The organism is Rhizobium sp. BK650, assembly GCF_014195325.1.
In the GTDB taxonomy this organism is placed as follows: Bacteria; Pseudomonadota; Alphaproteobacteria; order Rhizobiales; family Rhizobiaceae; genus Rhizobium.
Map to the genome: position 1 here is coordinate 211,193 of NZ_JACIBK010000009.1, position 15,010 is coordinate 226,202.

The 15,010-nt window shown below is 60.9% G+C and carries 14 protein-coding genes; 10 read left to right on the forward strand and 4 right to left on the reverse strand.

From position 1 onward, the window contains the following. The first annotated feature begins 87 nt into the window (after window positions 1-87). The 5 genes from FHX15_RS21630 to FHX15_RS21650 are packed head-to-tail and all read left to right on the forward strand — an operon-like array spanning window position 88 to window position 5,130. The gene (locus FHX15_RS21630; protein ID WP_184400411.1) at window positions 88-924 is read left to right on the forward strand and encodes a metallophosphoesterase family protein; all 837 of its coding nucleotides are present in this window, start codon (window positions 88-90) and stop codon (window positions 922-924) included. Continuing rightward, window positions 921-2,084 carry an ABC transporter ATP-binding protein gene (locus tag FHX15_RS21635; RefSeq protein WP_184400412.1) on the forward strand — a complete coding sequence of 388 codons (1,164 nt, stop codon included), beginning with the start codon at window positions 921-923 and terminating at the stop codon, window positions 2,082-2,084. Before FHX15_RS21630 ends, FHX15_RS21635 begins: the two co-directional genes overlap by 4 nt. Next, on the forward strand, window positions 2,077-3,000 hold the full coding sequence (locus FHX15_RS21640; RefSeq protein WP_184400413.1) for a carbohydrate ABC transporter permease: 924 nt from the start codon (window positions 2,077-2,079) through the stop codon (window positions 2,998-3,000). Before FHX15_RS21635 ends, FHX15_RS21640 begins: the two co-directional genes overlap by 8 nt. Then, the gene (locus FHX15_RS21645; protein ID WP_184400414.1) at window positions 3,000-3,839 is read left to right on the forward strand and encodes a carbohydrate ABC transporter permease; all 840 of its coding nucleotides are present in this window, start codon (window positions 3,000-3,002) and stop codon (window positions 3,837-3,839) included. Before FHX15_RS21640 ends, FHX15_RS21645 begins: the two co-directional genes overlap by 1 nt. A 25-nt stretch (window positions 3,840-3,864) precedes the next feature. Further along, complete coding sequence (locus FHX15_RS21650) at window positions 3,865-5,130, forward strand: ABC transporter substrate-binding protein (protein ID WP_184400415.1); 1,266 nt, start codon at window positions 3,865-3,867, stop codon at window positions 5,128-5,130. Window positions 5,131-5,151: 21 nt separating this feature from the next. Here the strand turns inward: FHX15_RS21650 and FHX15_RS21655 are convergent, their stop codons facing one another. Together FHX15_RS21655 and FHX15_RS21660 are read right to left on the reverse strand one after the other, a co-directional pair. Continuing rightward, window positions 5,152-6,192: a substrate-binding domain-containing protein gene (locus FHX15_RS21655; RefSeq protein ID WP_184400416.1), complete on the reverse strand. Its 1,041-nt coding sequence runs from the start codon at window positions 6,190-6,192 to the stop codon at window positions 5,152-5,154. 86 nt (window positions 6,193-6,278) lie between these two features. Continuing rightward, the gene (locus tag FHX15_RS21660) at window positions 6,279-7,196 is read right to left on the reverse strand and encodes a sterol desaturase family protein (RefSeq protein ID WP_184400466.1); all 918 of its coding nucleotides are present in this window, start codon (window positions 7,194-7,196) and stop codon (window positions 6,279-6,281) included. Window positions 7,197-7,535: 339 nt separating this feature from the next. On the opposite strand from FHX15_RS21660, the gene FHX15_RS21665 reads away from it, so the two are divergent. The 3 genes from FHX15_RS21665 to FHX15_RS21675 all read left to right on the forward strand — a co-directional run bounded on the left by FHX15_RS21665 (window position 7,536) and on the right by FHX15_RS21675 (window position 9,501). After that, window positions 7,536-7,841, forward strand: coding sequence for a hypothetical protein (locus FHX15_RS21665; protein ID WP_184400417.1), 306 nt, complete (start codon window positions 7,536-7,538; stop codon window positions 7,839-7,841). Window positions 7,842-8,238: 397 nt separating this feature from the next. Further along, entirely contained in the window at window positions 8,239-9,012 is a 774-nt protein-coding gene (locus FHX15_RS21670; RefSeq protein ID WP_184400418.1) for a dienelactone hydrolase family protein, read from the forward strand. Window positions 9,013-9,144: 132 nt separating this feature from the next. Continuing rightward, on the forward strand, window positions 9,145-9,501 hold the full coding sequence (locus tag FHX15_RS21675; RefSeq protein WP_409527024.1) for a hypothetical protein: 357 nt from the start codon (window positions 9,145-9,147) through the stop codon (window positions 9,499-9,501). A gap of 116 nt (window positions 9,502-9,617) precedes the next feature. Here FHX15_RS21675 and FHX15_RS21680 read toward each other — a convergent pair whose 3' ends face one another. Further along, window positions 9,618-10,496 carry an AraC family transcriptional regulator gene (locus tag FHX15_RS21680; RefSeq protein WP_184400420.1) on the reverse strand — a complete coding sequence of 293 codons (879 nt, stop codon included), beginning with the start codon at window positions 10,494-10,496 and terminating at the stop codon, window positions 9,618-9,620. 207 nt (window positions 10,497-10,703) lie between these two features. On the opposite strand from FHX15_RS21680, the gene FHX15_RS21685 reads away from it, so the two are divergent. Together FHX15_RS21685 and FHX15_RS21690 are read left to right on the forward strand one after the other, a co-directional pair. Continuing rightward, window positions 10,704-11,459 carry an SDR family NAD(P)-dependent oxidoreductase gene (locus FHX15_RS21685; protein WP_184400421.1) on the forward strand — a complete coding sequence of 252 codons (756 nt, stop codon included), beginning with the start codon at window positions 10,704-10,706 and terminating at the stop codon, window positions 11,457-11,459. 184 nt (window positions 11,460-11,643) lie between these two features. After that, a complete protein-coding gene (locus tag FHX15_RS21690) occupies window positions 11,644-12,621 on the forward strand; it encodes a L,D-transpeptidase family protein (protein ID WP_184400422.1) in 978 nt (325 codons plus the stop codon). Between the two features lie 350 nt (window positions 12,622-12,971). Here FHX15_RS21690 and FHX15_RS21695 read toward each other — a convergent pair whose 3' ends face one another. Beyond that, the gene (locus FHX15_RS21695) at window positions 12,972-14,915 is read right to left on the reverse strand and encodes a nucleoside-diphosphate sugar epimerase/dehydratase (protein ID WP_184400467.1); all 1,944 of its coding nucleotides are present in this window, start codon (window positions 14,913-14,915) and stop codon (window positions 12,972-12,974) included. Window positions 14,916-15,010: the final 95 nt, after the last annotated feature.

A 15,010-nucleotide genomic window follows, 5' to 3' on the forward strand; every position in this document is an offset into this window, starting at 1 on the left:
CCGCCTGACATTGGCGGGCTCTAAAGAGGCGGCAAGAGCATTTGCCTGCCGCCGGAAAGGTGCCGCGGGCTATCGGAGAGCGCCGGCATGAAAATCGTCCAGATCACCGACACCCATTTCAGCCCGTCGATACCGCATTTCAACGGCAACTGGCCGCCGCTCGGCGATTGGATCAACGCCAGCGGCGCCGATCTCGTCATCCATACCGGCGACCTTGCCGTCGATGCCGCCGACAAGGACGAGGACCTCACCTTCTGTATGGAGCTGATGCGGCAGGTGAAGATCCCGATGCTGATCGTTCCCGGCAATCACGATGTCGGCCATCTGCCAGGCTCGCTACAGCCGGTCGATGCTGTCAGGCTCAATCGCTGGCGCAGCCTCGTCGGCCCGGACTACTGGCTGGAAGATGCCGGCAACTGGCGCCTGATCGGCCTCGATAGCCTGCTGATGGGCATGGAGAACGATGAGCAGGAAACGCAGTTCGACTGGCTGGAAAGAGCGCTTGCCACACGCGCGGGACGGCGCGTCGCCATGTTTGCCCACAAGCCGCTCTTCGTCGACACGCCTGATGAAGGCGACACCGGCTACTGGAGCATCCGCCCGGCCCAGCGCCAGCGGCTCTATGACCTGATCGCCGCCCATGACGTCGCACTCTATGCCAGCGGCCACCTGCACTGGGCCTGGAAGGGGCGCTACAACGATACGTCGCTGGTCTGGGGTCCGGCCGCCTCCTTCATCATCGGCACAATGGAGCGCGAGATGCCGGGTGAGAAGCTTGTCGGAGCCGTGCTTCACGAGGTCCGCGATGATGTCACGAGCGAGATCGTCGCCATATCAGGCATGAAGGCGCATGTGCTCGACGATGTCGTTGCCGAAGTCTACCCGCACGAGGCCCACAAGGTGCAAAAGGAGCCGGCGCAATGAGCGCGCTCTCCCTGTCGGCCATCAGCAAATCCTACGGCGATAACGCCATCCTGAAGAATATCAGCCTCGACGTCGAGCCAGGCGAATTCATCGCCCTCGTCGGCCCCTCGGGCTGCGGCAAGAGCACGCTCTTACGCATCCTTGCCGGCCTCGATCATGCCGATGGCGGCGAGATCGTCATCGGCGGACGGGAATTGTCCGATGTGGCAGCCGCCGAGCGCAACATCGCCATGGTCTTCCAGTCCTACGCGCTCTATCCGCACCTGACGGCCGGACAGAATATCGCCGTGCCGCTTGCCATGCGGCGCCTGAGCCGCCTGCAGCGCCTGCCCTTCCTCGGCCCCATCATGCCCGGCTACCGCGCCGTTCGCTCCGGCATTTCCAAGGACGTGCAGGAGACGGCCAAGGCCTTGAAAATCGATCATCTGCTGGAACGCAAGCCCGGCCAGATGTCGGGTGGTCAGCGGCAGCGCGTGGCGCTCGCGCGCGCCATGGTGCGCCATCCGAGCGTCTTCCTGATGGACGAGCCATTGTCGAACCTTGACGCCAATCTGCGCGTCCATGCCCGCGGCGAGATTGTCGAATTACATCGCCGCGCCGGCGTGCCGACCGTCTATGTCACCCATGACCAGGCAGAGGCGCTGTCGATGGCCGACCGCGTCGCCGTGATGATCGGCGGCGAGCTTTTGCAGTTGGCACCACCCCAGGTCATCTATGACGATCCCGCCCATATTGAAGTCGCCCGCTTCGTCGGCCAGCCGCGCATCAATCTCCTGCCGGCGCGCGCCGAGCACGGAACAGTCGCCTTCGGGGATATTCGATTGGCGCTGGAAGAGACCAATCCTGCCGGTTCCGACGTGACGCTCGGCATCCGCCCGGAATTCGTCCGCCTTGCCGCCGAGGGCGAGACCTCGCTTTCCGCCCGCATCGAGCGCCTGGAATTCCTAGGTTCCGAAGTCATCCTGCTCTGCCGGCTGAATGCGATCGGCGAGACCGTGCTTGCCAAGCTCGCGCCTGATGATGCCGCAGGTCTCATCGCCGGGATGGCGGTTGCCCTGTCTTTCCAGGCCGACAAGGCCATGGTCTTTGCAGCCGATGGCCGCCGCCTGCACGCGAGCGCTCTTCCCGCCGATGCCAGCAGGGAGAAGGCCCATGGCTAGCATCGCCGCCGGCGAAATCCGTCCCATCGCATCGGCCGCAAAGCATGAGCGGCGCGAAGCGCAAACTGCCTGGCTGCTGGCACTGCCGGCGATCATCCTCATCCTGCTCTTCGTTCTCTTGCCGATCGTTGCCGTGCTCGTTCTCGGCTTTACCGATTTCGAGCTTGGTGCCGGCAAGTTCCGCTTCGTCGGCTTCGAGAATTATGCCGAGCTCTTCACCGACCGCACGTTTCGCAAGTCACTGTGGAACACGACGGTCTATACGGCAATCGTAGCCCCCGCCTCGATCTCGCTCGGCCTCGGTGTCGCCATGCTGATCGAGAGCGAGGGCTGGGGAAAGAGCGTCTTCCGCACCGCCTATTTCCTGCCCGTCGTCTCGCTGATCGTCGCCATGGCAACCGTCTGGCAATATCTCTTCCACCCGACCATCGGCCCCATCAATGCGCTGATCGGACTCGTGGGCCTGCCGAAGCCGAACTGGCTCGGCTCCTCGACAACGGCGCTTTACAGCCTGTCGATCATCGGTGTGTGGCAGACGGTCGGCTTCAACATGGTACTGTTCCTCGCCGGCCTCACCGCGATTCCGCGTGAGCTCTATGCCGCAGCCGAGATCGACGGCGCCAAATCGCCGCTCGACCGCTTCTTGCTCGTCACCTGGCCGATGCTCGGGCCAACAGCGCTTTTCGTCACCACGATCAGCATCATCAATGCGGTGAAGACCTTCGAGACGGTCAAGACGCTGACGGACGGCGGCCCCAACCACGCTTCCGAAGTCCTGCTCTTCACCATCTACCAGGAGGGCTTCGTCTACATGAAGGTCGGTTATGCCTCGGCCATGACCGTCGTCTTCCTCGCCATCCTCGTGGTCATGATGTTCCTGCAATACCGCTTCCTCGACAGGCGGGTTCACTATTGATGAAGACGCGCACCCCACTCACCCTCGGCCGTCTGATCCGTCTTGCCCTGCTTTTCCTCGGCGCGGTCATCTTCCTCGCGCCCTATATCTTCATGATCTCGGCAGCCGGCAAGTCGCAGGACGATATCTTCACGGCAGCACTCTCGCTGATCCCGACGCATTTCTTTTACGTGCAGAACTTTTCCAAGGCCCTCGACAAAGTGGCGATGGGCACGCTGCTCTGGAACGGCTTCGTCGTCTGCGCGCTGATCTTCCTCTTTCAGGTGATCGTTGCCATCCCCTGCGCCTATGCCATGGCGAAGCTGAAGTTCCGCGCCGCCAGGCTGATGATGGTACTGGTCCTGCTCGGCCTGCTGGTGCCAATCCATGCCACCGCCCTGCCGCTCTACGTAGCCTTCGACAGCCTGTCTCTGCTCAACGGCTACACGGCGCTGGTCGCTCCTTTTACCATCTCGGTCTTTGCGATATTCCTGTTCCTGCAGTTCTTCCGTGCCATACCGGACGACCTGATCCATGCCGCCCGTCTCGACGGCATGTCCGAACTTGGCGTCGTCTCGCGCGTCATCGTCCCGAATGCCTGGCCGGCGGTGACCGCCTTCGCAATCTTTTCCGTCGTCGCCCACTGGAACGACCTCTTCTGGCCGCTGATCGTCATCTCGAAGCCTGGTTATGCCACGCCGCCGCTAGGCCTAATGAACTTCCGCGCCGCGGAAGCCGGCGACGACTACGGCGCGCTGATGGCGGCTACCATCATCATCACCATTCCCCTCGTTGCGGCTTTCCTGCTCGCGCAAAAACGCTTCGTCGAGGGCATCACCATGACCGGTCTCAAAGGCTGACCGGCTGAACCCAGGAGAACGAGCGATGAAGCATTTCACCCAGTTCCTCGCAGCAGCGGCTCTGTCTGTGGCGGCAGCCCTGCCGGCCCACGCTGAAACGACGCTGACGATCCACTACCCGATGCCGGGTTTCTTCAAGGACGTGATGGACACGATCTCGAAGAAGTTCATGGAAGAAAACCCCGACATCAAGATCCAGTTCGCCGCTCCTTCGGCGACCTATGAAGACGGCATCCAGCTGATCCTGCGCCAGGCTGGAACGTCCGAAATGCCCGACGTCACCTTCATCGGCCTGAACCGCCTGCGCATGCTGAACGAGCGCAATGTCGCCGTCGACATGACGCCGCTCGTCGAGAAGGAAGGCAACATGGCCGAGCAGGGCTTCTCGGACACGATCCTGAAGCTCGCCCAGGTCAAGGGCAAGCAGATCGGCCTCGCTTTCGCGACCTCCAACCCGATCATGTATTACAATGCCGATCTCTTGAAAGCAGCCGGCGGCAATCCCGACACCCCGCCGAAGACCTGGGACGAAGTGATCGCGCTTGCCGGCAAAATTAAGGCGCTCGGCAACGGCGTCGACGGCATGGATTTCCGCTGGCAGGGCGACGACTGGATGTTCTCGGCCCTCCTCTTCGGCGCCGGCGGCAAAATGCTGAGCGACGACGAGCAAAAGGTCACCTTCAACGGTCCCGAGGGACAGAAGGCCGTCGAGCTGATCAGCCGCTTCGTCAAGGAAGGCGGCATGCCTGTTTTCACCAAGGCAGCGGGCGAACAGGCCTTTGCAGCCGGCAAGGTCGGCTTCGAATTCCAGACGACCGGCGCGCTCGTCAACACGATCAAGAATGTCGGCGCCAAGTTCGACCTGCGCACCGCCCAGATCCCGCTCATCGATCCTGAAAAGGGTCACCTGCCGACCGGCGGCAACGCCGTCGTCATCCTCGCCAAGGACCCGGCCAAGCAGGAAGCTGCCTGGAAGTTCGCCAAGTTCGCCGCCGGGCCCTATGGCGCCTCGGTCGTCGTTCCCGGCACCGGTTATGTTCCGAACAATGAGCTTGCCGCCAAGTCGGCCGAATATCTCGGTGACTTCTACAAGAAAAACCCGCTCTTCCAGGCCGGCCTCAGCCAGATGCCGCGCATGATCCCCTGGTATGCCTTCCCAGGCACCAACGGCGTCAAGGTCACCCAGACAATCGTCGACAACCTGTCGCGCGTCGTGGATGGCTCGGCAGAGCCGAACGAAGCCCTCGATGACGCAGCTTCCGACGTCGAAGGCATGCTGCCGCGCAGCTGATTTTTGCAATGGATCGCGGGCTCAAGCCACCCGCGGTTTCGATCCGGAACCGTCGCATCCCGCAGGTGCGGCGGTCTTCTCGTTCTGGAGGTTTCGCACAGTGCCGCCAGGGCGCAGGGCATGCGACAATTCGAGATGCCTGAGCGGCGCATCGTTTTCGACGATATCGAGCAGCAGCGAGGCCGCCGTCGCGCCCATGCTGAGATCGGGCATTTCGATCGACGTCAGCGTCGGGTTGATGAGCTTGCCGATGGCGATGCCGTCGAAGCCGGCAACGGAAATATCGTCGGGCACACGCAAGCCTTCGCGATTGATCGCACCGATGACGCCGAGCGCGATCAGGTCGTTCGAGCCGATAATGGCAGTCGGGGAAAATGTCCGCAAAGCCTGGCCAAGATCGATCTGATCATAGCCGCTTACGAAGGGCACTTCTACGGCCTCGAGCGGAGCCACGCCCGCTGCCTCCATCATCTGCAGGTAGCCACGGTAACGCAAAAACGCACGGTCGGAAGCTTTGAAGCTGCCCGAGACATAGAGGATGCGCCGATGCCCCATGGATAAGAGATGTTCTGTCAGGCGGCAGCCGGCCGCATGATTGTTGACGGTCACGGCAGCTGGATATCGGTCCGTCGGGGAGCTGCCGAGCAGCACGGTCGGCGGCAGGTCCTGCGCCAATGCCGAGCTTGTCTCACCATTGCAGACCGTCAGGATCAACCCGGTCGGCCGCTCGCCGAGAAGCCCTGCCACCGCATTGGCCTCCTGAGCGGGATCGTAGTTCGACTGAGCGATCAGAACGCTATGACCGGCAACCAGCATGCGGTTCTGGATGCCCGAGAGGGACGAAGCGAAAACCGGATTGGTCACGCTCGGCACCAGCACGCCGACGACAGGCCGGCGGCCACTACGGGTAGAGGCCGCGGCCGCACGATAACCAACTTCGGCGGCGGCGCGGCGCACGCGAAGGGCCGCTGCTTGGCTGACCGGACCGCTGAGATTCAGCACGCGGCTTGCCGTCGCCATAGAACATCCGGCCCTCAGCGCAACCTGTTTCAACGTCGTCATCGCCGTCCTGTCCGTTCGGTCGAGGTTTGCAGGCTCTTACGGGCCGATTGTCATGAAATGATGACGGGCAAAACGGATTTCCGATCTCAGCTGCGTTTGGGATGATGGCCGAGAATCTGGCGCACGCCATCCTTGGTGAAGGGCTGCGTCAACTGGCTGAGAAAGTCGGGTGCTATCTGGCCCTTGATGCCGATATCGGTCGAGGATGGCCGGTCGGGATTGAAGTAGGTGCCGAACAGCTGGTCAAAGAGTACGACATTCTCGCCGTAATTCGTATTGCCCTCGCTGATATCCTTCGAATGGTGCCAGCGGTGAAGCCTGGGTGTCGAGAAGACGAGGTCGAAAAGACCGGTTCGCATGTCTACGTTGCAATGGGTCAGGATGCCGATGAAGGCGGTAACCGCGCCGAGCCACCAGAAAACCTGCAGCGGTGCGCCGAGCAGATAGAGCGGGATCTGGCTCAGCGCTACCTTAAAGAGCGAATCGATGACATGAAAACGCCCGGTATTAATGACCCAGAGGCGGGTGACACTGTGGTGAAGGGCATGGAAACGCCAGAAGAACAGCCGCTCATGAGCGATGCGATGCGCCCAATAGAGACCGAGCTCGGCAATGACGACGGCAAGAGAGGCCTGGAAGATCATCGGCCATTCGGAAGGCCAGAGACTGAACTGCATGGCGGCAATCGGCTGCAGCAGACGCGCGGCCAGCATCGGGAAGATCACCCCGGCAAGTGCTGCAAGCTCGACCAGTCCCTTCGTCAAAATCGTATGGGCAATATCGTTGGCCGTTTCGCCATCCGACTGCAACCAGCTCTGTTCATAGGGAATGATGCGCTCGAGCAGGAAGAGCAGAGACACCGCACCCGCATAGACGGCCCCGAATGCAACCATGGGATAATGGCCGGAAAAGGCGAAATGCGCCCCGGTCAGGCCTGAGAAAAACACCAGCGGCCAGGACAGGATGGCAAGCGCACTTTTAACGGCTGCGACGGCTTTCGGCATCGATGTCATGTCCCCTCAAGAGCTCGCCGGGCTTGAAGCCAATTGCCATTCTTGCCAAATCGCCCGTAGCCGTCGCTGTACGGAACGATCCGGTAGGCACTCGGCCCGGCATTTGCGCCAGTCATGCCATTGATCAGAACGATCGGCAATCGCTTGCGTCACCCGCCTCGTGGAACGGCGCAGTCAAGCTGTGGATGGAGGATTGCAGGGGCGCGGAGCTGTCGATTTTTTGCTTCCGACACGACTGTCCCCAGTCGAGGAAGGTTCTACAAAGTTTGAGTTGACCGCTTTCGATGGTGAGGCGACAGTTGCAACCAACGACAAGGCGGAGGAAATACAATGGTCGAGCGCGACGGCTGGCGCAACATGGCGAGCGCACCGAAAGACGGTAGTCGAATTCTGGTCACGATCCGCGCGTCCGAACAAGGGCCGGCAGAAGTTGACCTCGCCTATTGGTCGAACGGCGATCAATTCGGGGCAGAAGGCTGGCGCGCCTCCGATTCCTCGCCCGGCCACATCATCGAATATGCCGAGCCGGAATTGAAGTGCTGGATGCCGATGCCTTCAGCCAATCTCAGTCGCGGCTCGATGCCCTCTCCCTGGGAAGGCGAGGACGCCCAGCAGCTCGATGGTTCAGGGATTTGAAATTCGCGCCCGCGTCGCGACGATCCGATCGTGCGGCGGATGGCGAGATACCGTCGAGTCTGCAGCCGAAAGAGTGCCAGCGGCGTGCTGGCGTCAGCTTGTTGACCTGCTCGCGCAGTTCCGGATAGGCGTCTCAGTTGCATATCCTCTAATGGATTGCCACCATCCCATCGACAGCAATCGATCAGTAGCTATGGGATCTGGCCGGCCAGATTTTGCGGGCAACGACATTTGGAGAATGCCCGCTTCTCCGGACCATAGCCGCGCCCCATCTTTGTGGGCGAAGGGGACTGACGCTCCTAACCCACGCATTCGTGTCTTGAGACTGTCGCCCGCCTTTGCCAGATTGCCGGCCGCAGCCTTTGCGCTGCTTCAATAAAATCAAAGGGATTGCTTGATGAAACGCAATATTGAAATCACGACGGCTGACGGCATTGCCAAGGCGTCGTTTTTCCGCCCCGACGGCAGCGAGGGCAAAACCTTGCCCGGCGTTCTCTATTACATGGACGCGCTCGGTCCGCGGGAGGCGACCGACATGATGGGGGAGCGTCTGGCGGCTGCCGGCTATGTCGTCCTGATGCCCGATCTCTTCTATCGTTTCGGCGCCTACGGCCCCTTCGACGGTTCCTCTTTCGGCAACGAGACATCGCGCGCCGAGATCATGAAGATGATCCGGGAAACGACGCAAGAAATGACGAAGAAGGACAGCAGTGCCTTCCTCGACGCCCTTGAGTCCGAAGGCGTTTCCGGCCCGGTCGGCGTCGTCGGCTATTGCATGGGCGGCGGACGAGCGCTGACGGCGGCTGCCACCTACGCCGACAGGATTGCCGCCGCCGCGAGCTTCCATGGCGGCAACCTCGCAAGCGAAGCGCCCGACAGCCCGCATCGCCTTGCGGGCCACATAAAGGCGCGCGTCTATGTCGGCGTTGCCGGCGTCGATGGCAGTTTTCCGCCCGAACAGTCGGCTCGCCTCGCCGAGGCGCTGCGCACCGGCGGCGTCGATCACATCATCGAGAACTATGTCGGCATGTCGCACGGCTGGACCGTTCCCGATCGTGGCGAGATCTATAGCGAAAAGGGTTCCGAGCGGCACTGGAAGCGGCTGCTCGAACTTTTTTCGGAAACGCTTAAAGCGCCGGACGCCCATTCGCGGGTACAGGGTGCGCGTTAGATCTATCGGTCTTGCCCATAACGTGCTGGAACAACAGGTCGAGTTGTCCCGTTGCCTGGCAATTATCCACTTGGCCATCAGTTTGCCACGATGCGCCCTACCCTCGCGGATGTTTGCCCCAACGAGATTGGATTGATGATCAACTTTACGAAATCCGCCTTCGGCATCTTGCTTGCCCTTAGCACTGTGGCCTCCACTTCGAGCATCGCGTCCGCGCAATATTACGAGGATTACGGCAGAGGCCCGCCGCCTCGTTTTAAAGCTGAAAGGGATTGGGGTCGGCCGCCCCCACCGCGCCCTGGCTGGGGCCGGCCGCCGGGTGGCGGCTGCGATCCTCGATGGGCCGAGGACAAGGCACGAGATTTTGGCTTCCGCCGCGCCCGTGTCGTTGGCGTCACTCCGCGCCGCGTCATCGTTCAGGGCTGGACGCGACGTGGCCCTGACGAGATCAGCTTTGCCAACATCCGCGGCTGCCCTACCCTCCGGTAGGGGCAGTCTACCGATAAGAACGCCCTCGGTCGGAAACACCGACCGGGGGTCGAAGGAGCGACTGTGACCAAACACCGCTGACGGTTCGGCAGCATTGCCCCTCATCCATTGCTCTGTCACGCTGCATTGATGCGGGCATTCCTCAAATCCCTAGCGGGCGGTGCTCCAAATTGACGGGCATATTCTCTTGAGAACTGCGTGATGCTTTCGTAACCGACCGCATAGGCCGCAGAACTTGCCGGCAACCCTTCATGGACCATTTTCCGGCGCGCCTCGATCAGACGGAGCTGTTTTTGGAACTGAAGTGGCGAGAGCGTGGTCACAGCCCGGAAGTGCTCGTGGAACGACGACAGGCTCATTCCGGCCGCCTCCGCAAGCTCATGTACCCTCAAGGGTCGTGCGAACCCGTCGCGAATAAGAGCGACCGCACGCGCGACCCGTCCCGCATGACTGTCCATCTGACCGAGCGCGCGGATTGCGGCGCCGTGTTTGCCCATCATCAGCCAGAAGTGCATTTCCCTCAGATGTTGCTTTACCAGAACCGAAAGCGCCGATGGCCGATCGATCAACGCCATCAATCTCGCGGCAATGTCGGCCACTTCGATTTGCGTCGGATCGACATTGACAGGCAGTGTACCCGCCGAACCCGACGCGCCAATTTCCCTGTTCAGCTCGCGGATCATCGCAAGATCCAGTTCAAGCACCAGGGAATAGTAGGGCGCGGCGCGGCTGGCGCTTGTGATTTGGCTAACGGTCGGGACATCGGCTGAGATGAGCAAACTCTCCCCTGCCCCGAAATCATAAGTGGTCGAGCCGATGCTCACCCTCTTGCGTCCCTGCAGAACCAGCGCCACCAGCGGCCTGTTGATGGCGAACTGGAGCTCGCTAGGCGCCGTGGCTCGGATCGCAGTCAGTCCGGCGATCGGAGTGGACGCAGCTCCGAAGCGGTCCACATGTGCGTCCGCATGGCGCCGGACGGTTTCAAGCAGGTTCATAAGGGTACGCCCCAAAGAGAAACGGGCAATTTGAGTTCAACTCAACGGCGCCAAAATACCTTCAAACGAAACAAAATTGCAATATCGAGAACCTGCTGTCCAAACCTCTTTCGGACAATTAGGCAATTCGCTTGGAAAAATAGGCAACCGTATTGACGTTTTCAGGTGCAGTTTGGCGTCATTGGTTCGAAACAAAGGAGTTGACCCATGACGACGATATCACTTGTAACAGGCGCTAGCCGCGGACTTGGTCGCAACACGGCTATCAGCATCGCAAAGCATGGCGGCGACGTCATCCTCACCTATCGCAGCGGCGTGGACGAGGCAAAGGCGGTCGTCGCTGAGATCGAAGCCCTTGGTCGAAAAGCTGTCGCGCTTCAGCTCGATGTCGGATCGACCTCCGCATTCCCTGCTTTCGCAGAAAGCGTTCGTTCGGTCTTGAGCGAAAAATGGGCGAGGACGACCTTCGATCATCTCATTAACAACGCGGGCCACGGCGAGATGGCAGCTTTTGCCGAGACGACCGAAGCGCAGTTCGATGATCTCTTCAACGTCCACGTCAAGGGCGTCTTCTTTCTGACGCAGGCGCTGCTGCCGCTCATTATGGACGGTGGACGCATCATTAACTTCTCCTCCGGCCTGACACGCGTCTCCTATCCCGGCTTCTCAGCTTACTCGGCGGCAAAGGGCGCCGTGGAAATCCTGACCCTTTACCTCGCCAAGGAGCTCGGCAGCCGTGGGATCACCGCAAACACGGTTGCTCCTGGCGCGATTGCGACGGACTTCTTAGGTGGCGCGGTACGCGACACACCAGCCTATAAGGAGGCCTTCGCCAAAATGATTGCCCTTGGTCGCGTCGGACTGCCCGACGATATCGGTCCGATGATTGCGAGCCTCGTTGGCCCGGACAACGGGTGGGTAACGGCGCAGCGCATCGAGGTCTCCGGAGGCCAGAACATCTGATCATCGCCATCCGATAGCGCCGCTTAAACTTGACGGGAGGAGACCTCGTTCCCTCTCCTCTCGATCGCCTGCTTTCTCTAACTCAGCGATTTAGCGATTGCCGCGATCGCGACACGCGGCGAACGAACCAGCGCATCGCCAAAGGCGCCGAAGGAACTTTTTCGTCCGTCGTTATTTAATCAGCATGATCAAGTCCATGCTCGCCAGCGGCTTCCTATCGCTTGCAATCTGTGGGGTCGGCAACGCCCAGCAGCTTGACGCCGAGATCGTTAACAACGCACCGATCACAGACATCTCTCCCGTTCCTCCGACCGAAAGATCGAAGACACCAGATCCGGCAATCATCCATCTTCAGGTTTTGCTTGACCGCGCAGGCTCGTCACCCGGCGTGATCGACGGCTTTTATGGCGAAAACGTCCTCAAGGCGATTGCCGGCTTCGAGGTCATGCGGGGCCTTCCGGTCGACGGAAAACCCGATCCGCAGATGATTTCTCTGCTGCAGGACGACAAACAGGTGATCGGCCCTTATATCATTGCGCCGGACGATGCCGCTGATCTCGTCGCGGCAATCCCGAGAGACTATGCCAAGCAAGCCAAGATGAGACGTCTTGGCTACACGAGCGTCGCCGAGCGGCTGTCTGAGCGCTTTCATATGGACATCGACCTGTTGAGGGCACTGAACCCACATGCCCAATTCTCCCCAGGCGAAACAATTGCGGTTGCGGTCGTTGGCGCGCCACGGACGGGGAAGGTCAAGCGCATCGAGGCCCGCAGGAAGAGCGGCGAGGTCCTGGCCTTTGCAGACGACGGTTCTATTCTTGCAGTTTATCCAGCGACTATCGGGAGCGAGGACAATCCCTCACCGACGGGTCAGCACAAGGTCAACGGCGTCGCACGGAATCCGAAATACGTCTACAATCCCAAGATCAATTTTCAGCAGGGCCATAATAAGAAGCCACTAACGCTGCCAAGTGGCCCTAACAACCCCGTCGGCACGGTCTGGATAGACCTCTCAGAGCCGACTTACGGCATTCACGGAACACCGGAACCTTCGCTGATCGACAAGGCTGGCTCACATGGCTGCGTGCGGCTGACCAATTGGGATGTCGAGGAACTTGCTGGCATGGTGAAGCACGGAGTCATCGTCGACTTCGTTGAATAGCCGATGCTCCGTCCGACCGCAGCGATGGCCGCGGATCATGCCGCGCCGGGCGTCCGGTACGGGCGACCGCCATCAGTGCCCTGTTCGCAGCCGCGGCGGGCAAGCGCAGCGACATGACGTGCTGCAGCGCAGCAAGAAGCCGACAGCCACCTCGCAGTCGAAGGTGCCAGCAAGTTCGCCTCCAGCGTCGACCCGCTCGAACCTCCCGGGAGCTGGTTGACGGCCTGCGGACAGCCCAGCCCGCTCGGTCACCAGTGCGGCCTGACCGGCCGACAATGACGCCGATGCAGGAACGGCTGGATATTCGAAGCGGAACGGAAAAAAGGCCCCGACGCAAAACCGGGCTTAGATCACGCCGCCGTATTGGCCTCGACAGTACTTAGGGCGAGATCGGTCACCTCGCCAGTCGAGGCATAGCCGGAGACGAGTTCGGCGAGCATCAGGCGGGCGGCCGGTATGTCGTTGCGGTCGAGCGCTGCATCGAGAACCCTAAGCCGCTTGGAAAGCTCCGGCCAGGAGAGGAAATCCTCACGCGCCTTCATGATGCGCGGATGCTCGGTCGTCTCCGGATTATCGCCGATCAGCAGTTCCTCATAGAGCTTTTCACCCGGGCGCAGGCCCGTGATCGAGAGCTCGATATCCCCTTCGGGATTGTCATCGCTGCGCAGCGTCAGGCCGGAAAGATCGATCATCCGGCGGGCGAGATCGGCAATGCGCACCGGCTCGCCCATGTCGAGCAGGAAGACATCGCCGCCATCGGCCATGGCGCCAGCCTGGATGACGAGCTGCGAGGCTTCCGAAATCGTCATGAAATATCGGGTGATGTCGGGATGGGTCAGCGTCACCGGGCCGCCGTCTCTGATCTGCTGGCGAAACAGCGGCACCACGGAACCGGAGGATCCGAGTACGTTGCCGAAGCGGACCATGGAGAAGTTGGTGCGCACGTGGTCGCCTGTACGCTGCTCGGAGGCGAGCGCCTGCAAAACCATTTCGGCAAGCCGCTTGCTGGCGCCCATGACATTGGTCGGGCGAACAGCTTTGTCGGTGCTGATCAAAACGAAATTCGACACGCCATATTTTTCAGCCGCCTGCGCTGTTATCAGTGTGCCCATGACATTATTCTTGATGCCTTCGACGGCATTCTGCTCGACGAGCGGCACATGCTTATAGGCTGCCGCATGATAGAGCGCCTGCGGGCGCCAACTCATGATGATGTGCTCCATGCGGTCCCGGTCGCGCACCGAACAGAGGATCGGCACGATCTGCACAGTCTGCCGCTCGTAAACTTCCGACAGCTTCTGCAGCTCCCCATGGATCGCATAGAGGGCAAATTCGTTCTGCTCGACGAGGATGAGGTGCGTCGGACCGCTGCGCAGGATCTGGCGGCAAAGCTCACTGCCGATCGAACCGCCGGCGCCCGTCACCATTACCACCTTGCCGAGGGTGGCCTTATCGAGCAGCTCCTGGCGCGGCGCCACGGCCTCACGGCCGAGCAGGTCTTCGATTTCGAGTTCGCGGATATCCGAAACGGCGATACGACCCTGCGCGAGTGCCGTCATATCCGGCAGCGTGCGGACGTTCACACGCGACTTGCGGATTTCTTCGAGGATCTCATTGCGGCGCTGGCGCGATGCCGACGGCAGAGCCAGAAGCACGTCGCGGACATTTAGTGTTTGGACGAGCGCCGGCAGATCCGAGGGATCATAGATCCGCAGACCGCCCATGATACCGCCTTTGAGCTTCGGGTCGTCGTCAAGATACCCGACGACATTGAGTTCGGTGCTGTTCGTCAGCGCTGCGGCAAGCTGGCGGCCGGAACTGCCCGCGCCATAGATCAGCACCTTTGCCATTGCGCCCTTGTGCAGGATGCGCTGGTAGGTATCGCCCAGCCAATAACGGATGCCGAGACGGGAAAGGCCGATTGCGATCAACAGCAGGAACGGCTGCAGGATGCCGACCGTCCGCGGGATGCCAGGAACGCTGAGCGCGGTGAAGATCGTGGCAAAGGCAACGCCATAGATCGCGATCGCCTTTAGCACCGCCAGGAAAGCGGCAATTCCGGCATAGCGGAAGATCGCCCGGTACATGCCCATCACGATGAAGATCGGCAGCGCCAGACACAGCGACACCAGAACCGCAAGCCACTGCACACCCGTCAGCACTGTCCATTCATTGAGACGGAAACAATAGGCAAGCCAGATGGTGAGAATGCAGAAGCTGGAATCGACGATGAGCGCAAGAATACGCTTGGCCGGACGCGGCATCGCCAAGAGCGGCCCGACCAGTGCCTGCATCGACATCCAGGACCGGCTGGCCTTTGATCCGTCAGTTGAAGGATCATCATGCATATTTATAGTGCCCACCCATTATTCCAGCCTGACTTCTTCTT

Coding starts and splice junctions, on each gene's coding strand:
- FHX15_RS21640 (WP_184400413.1), top strand. CDS start 2,077: ATGGCTAGCATCGCCGCCGGCGAAATCCGTCCCATCGCATCGGCCGCA.
- FHX15_RS21655 (WP_184400416.1), bottom strand. CDS start 6,192: ATGACGACGTTGAAACAGGTTGCGCTGAGGGCCGGATGTTCTATGGCG.
- FHX15_RS21635 (WP_184400412.1), top strand. CDS start 921: ATGAGCGCGCTCTCCCTGTCGGCCATCAGCAAATCCTACGGCGATAAC.
- FHX15_RS21650 (WP_184400415.1), top strand. CDS start 3,865: ATGAAGCATTTCACCCAGTTCCTCGCAGCAGCGGCTCTGTCTGTGGCG.
- FHX15_RS21660 (WP_184400466.1), bottom strand. CDS start 7,196: ATGCCGAAAGCCGTCGCAGCCGTTAAAAGTGCGCTTGCCATCCTGTCC.
- FHX15_RS21680 (WP_184400420.1), bottom strand. CDS start 10,496: ATGAACCTGCTTGAAACCGTCCGGCGCCATGCGGACGCACATGTGGAC.
- FHX15_RS21645 (WP_184400414.1), top strand. CDS start 3,000: ATGAAGACGCGCACCCCACTCACCCTCGGCCGTCTGATCCGTCTTGCC.
- FHX15_RS21665 (WP_184400417.1), top strand. CDS start 7,536: ATGGTCGAGCGCGACGGCTGGCGCAACATGGCGAGCGCACCGAAAGAC.
- FHX15_RS21630 (WP_184400411.1), top strand. CDS start 88: ATGAAAATCGTCCAGATCACCGACACCCATTTCAGCCCGTCGATACCG.
- FHX15_RS21695 (WP_184400467.1), bottom strand. CDS start 14,915: ATGCAGGCACTGGTCGGGCCGCTCTTGGCGATGCCGCGTCCGGCCAAG.
- FHX15_RS21685 (WP_184400421.1), top strand. CDS start 10,704: ATGACGACGATATCACTTGTAACAGGCGCTAGCCGCGGACTTGGTCGC.
- FHX15_RS21670 (WP_184400418.1), top strand. CDS start 8,239: ATGAAACGCAATATTGAAATCACGACGGCTGACGGCATTGCCAAGGCG.
- FHX15_RS21690 (WP_184400422.1), top strand. CDS start 11,644: ATGATCAAGTCCATGCTCGCCAGCGGCTTCCTATCGCTTGCAATCTGT.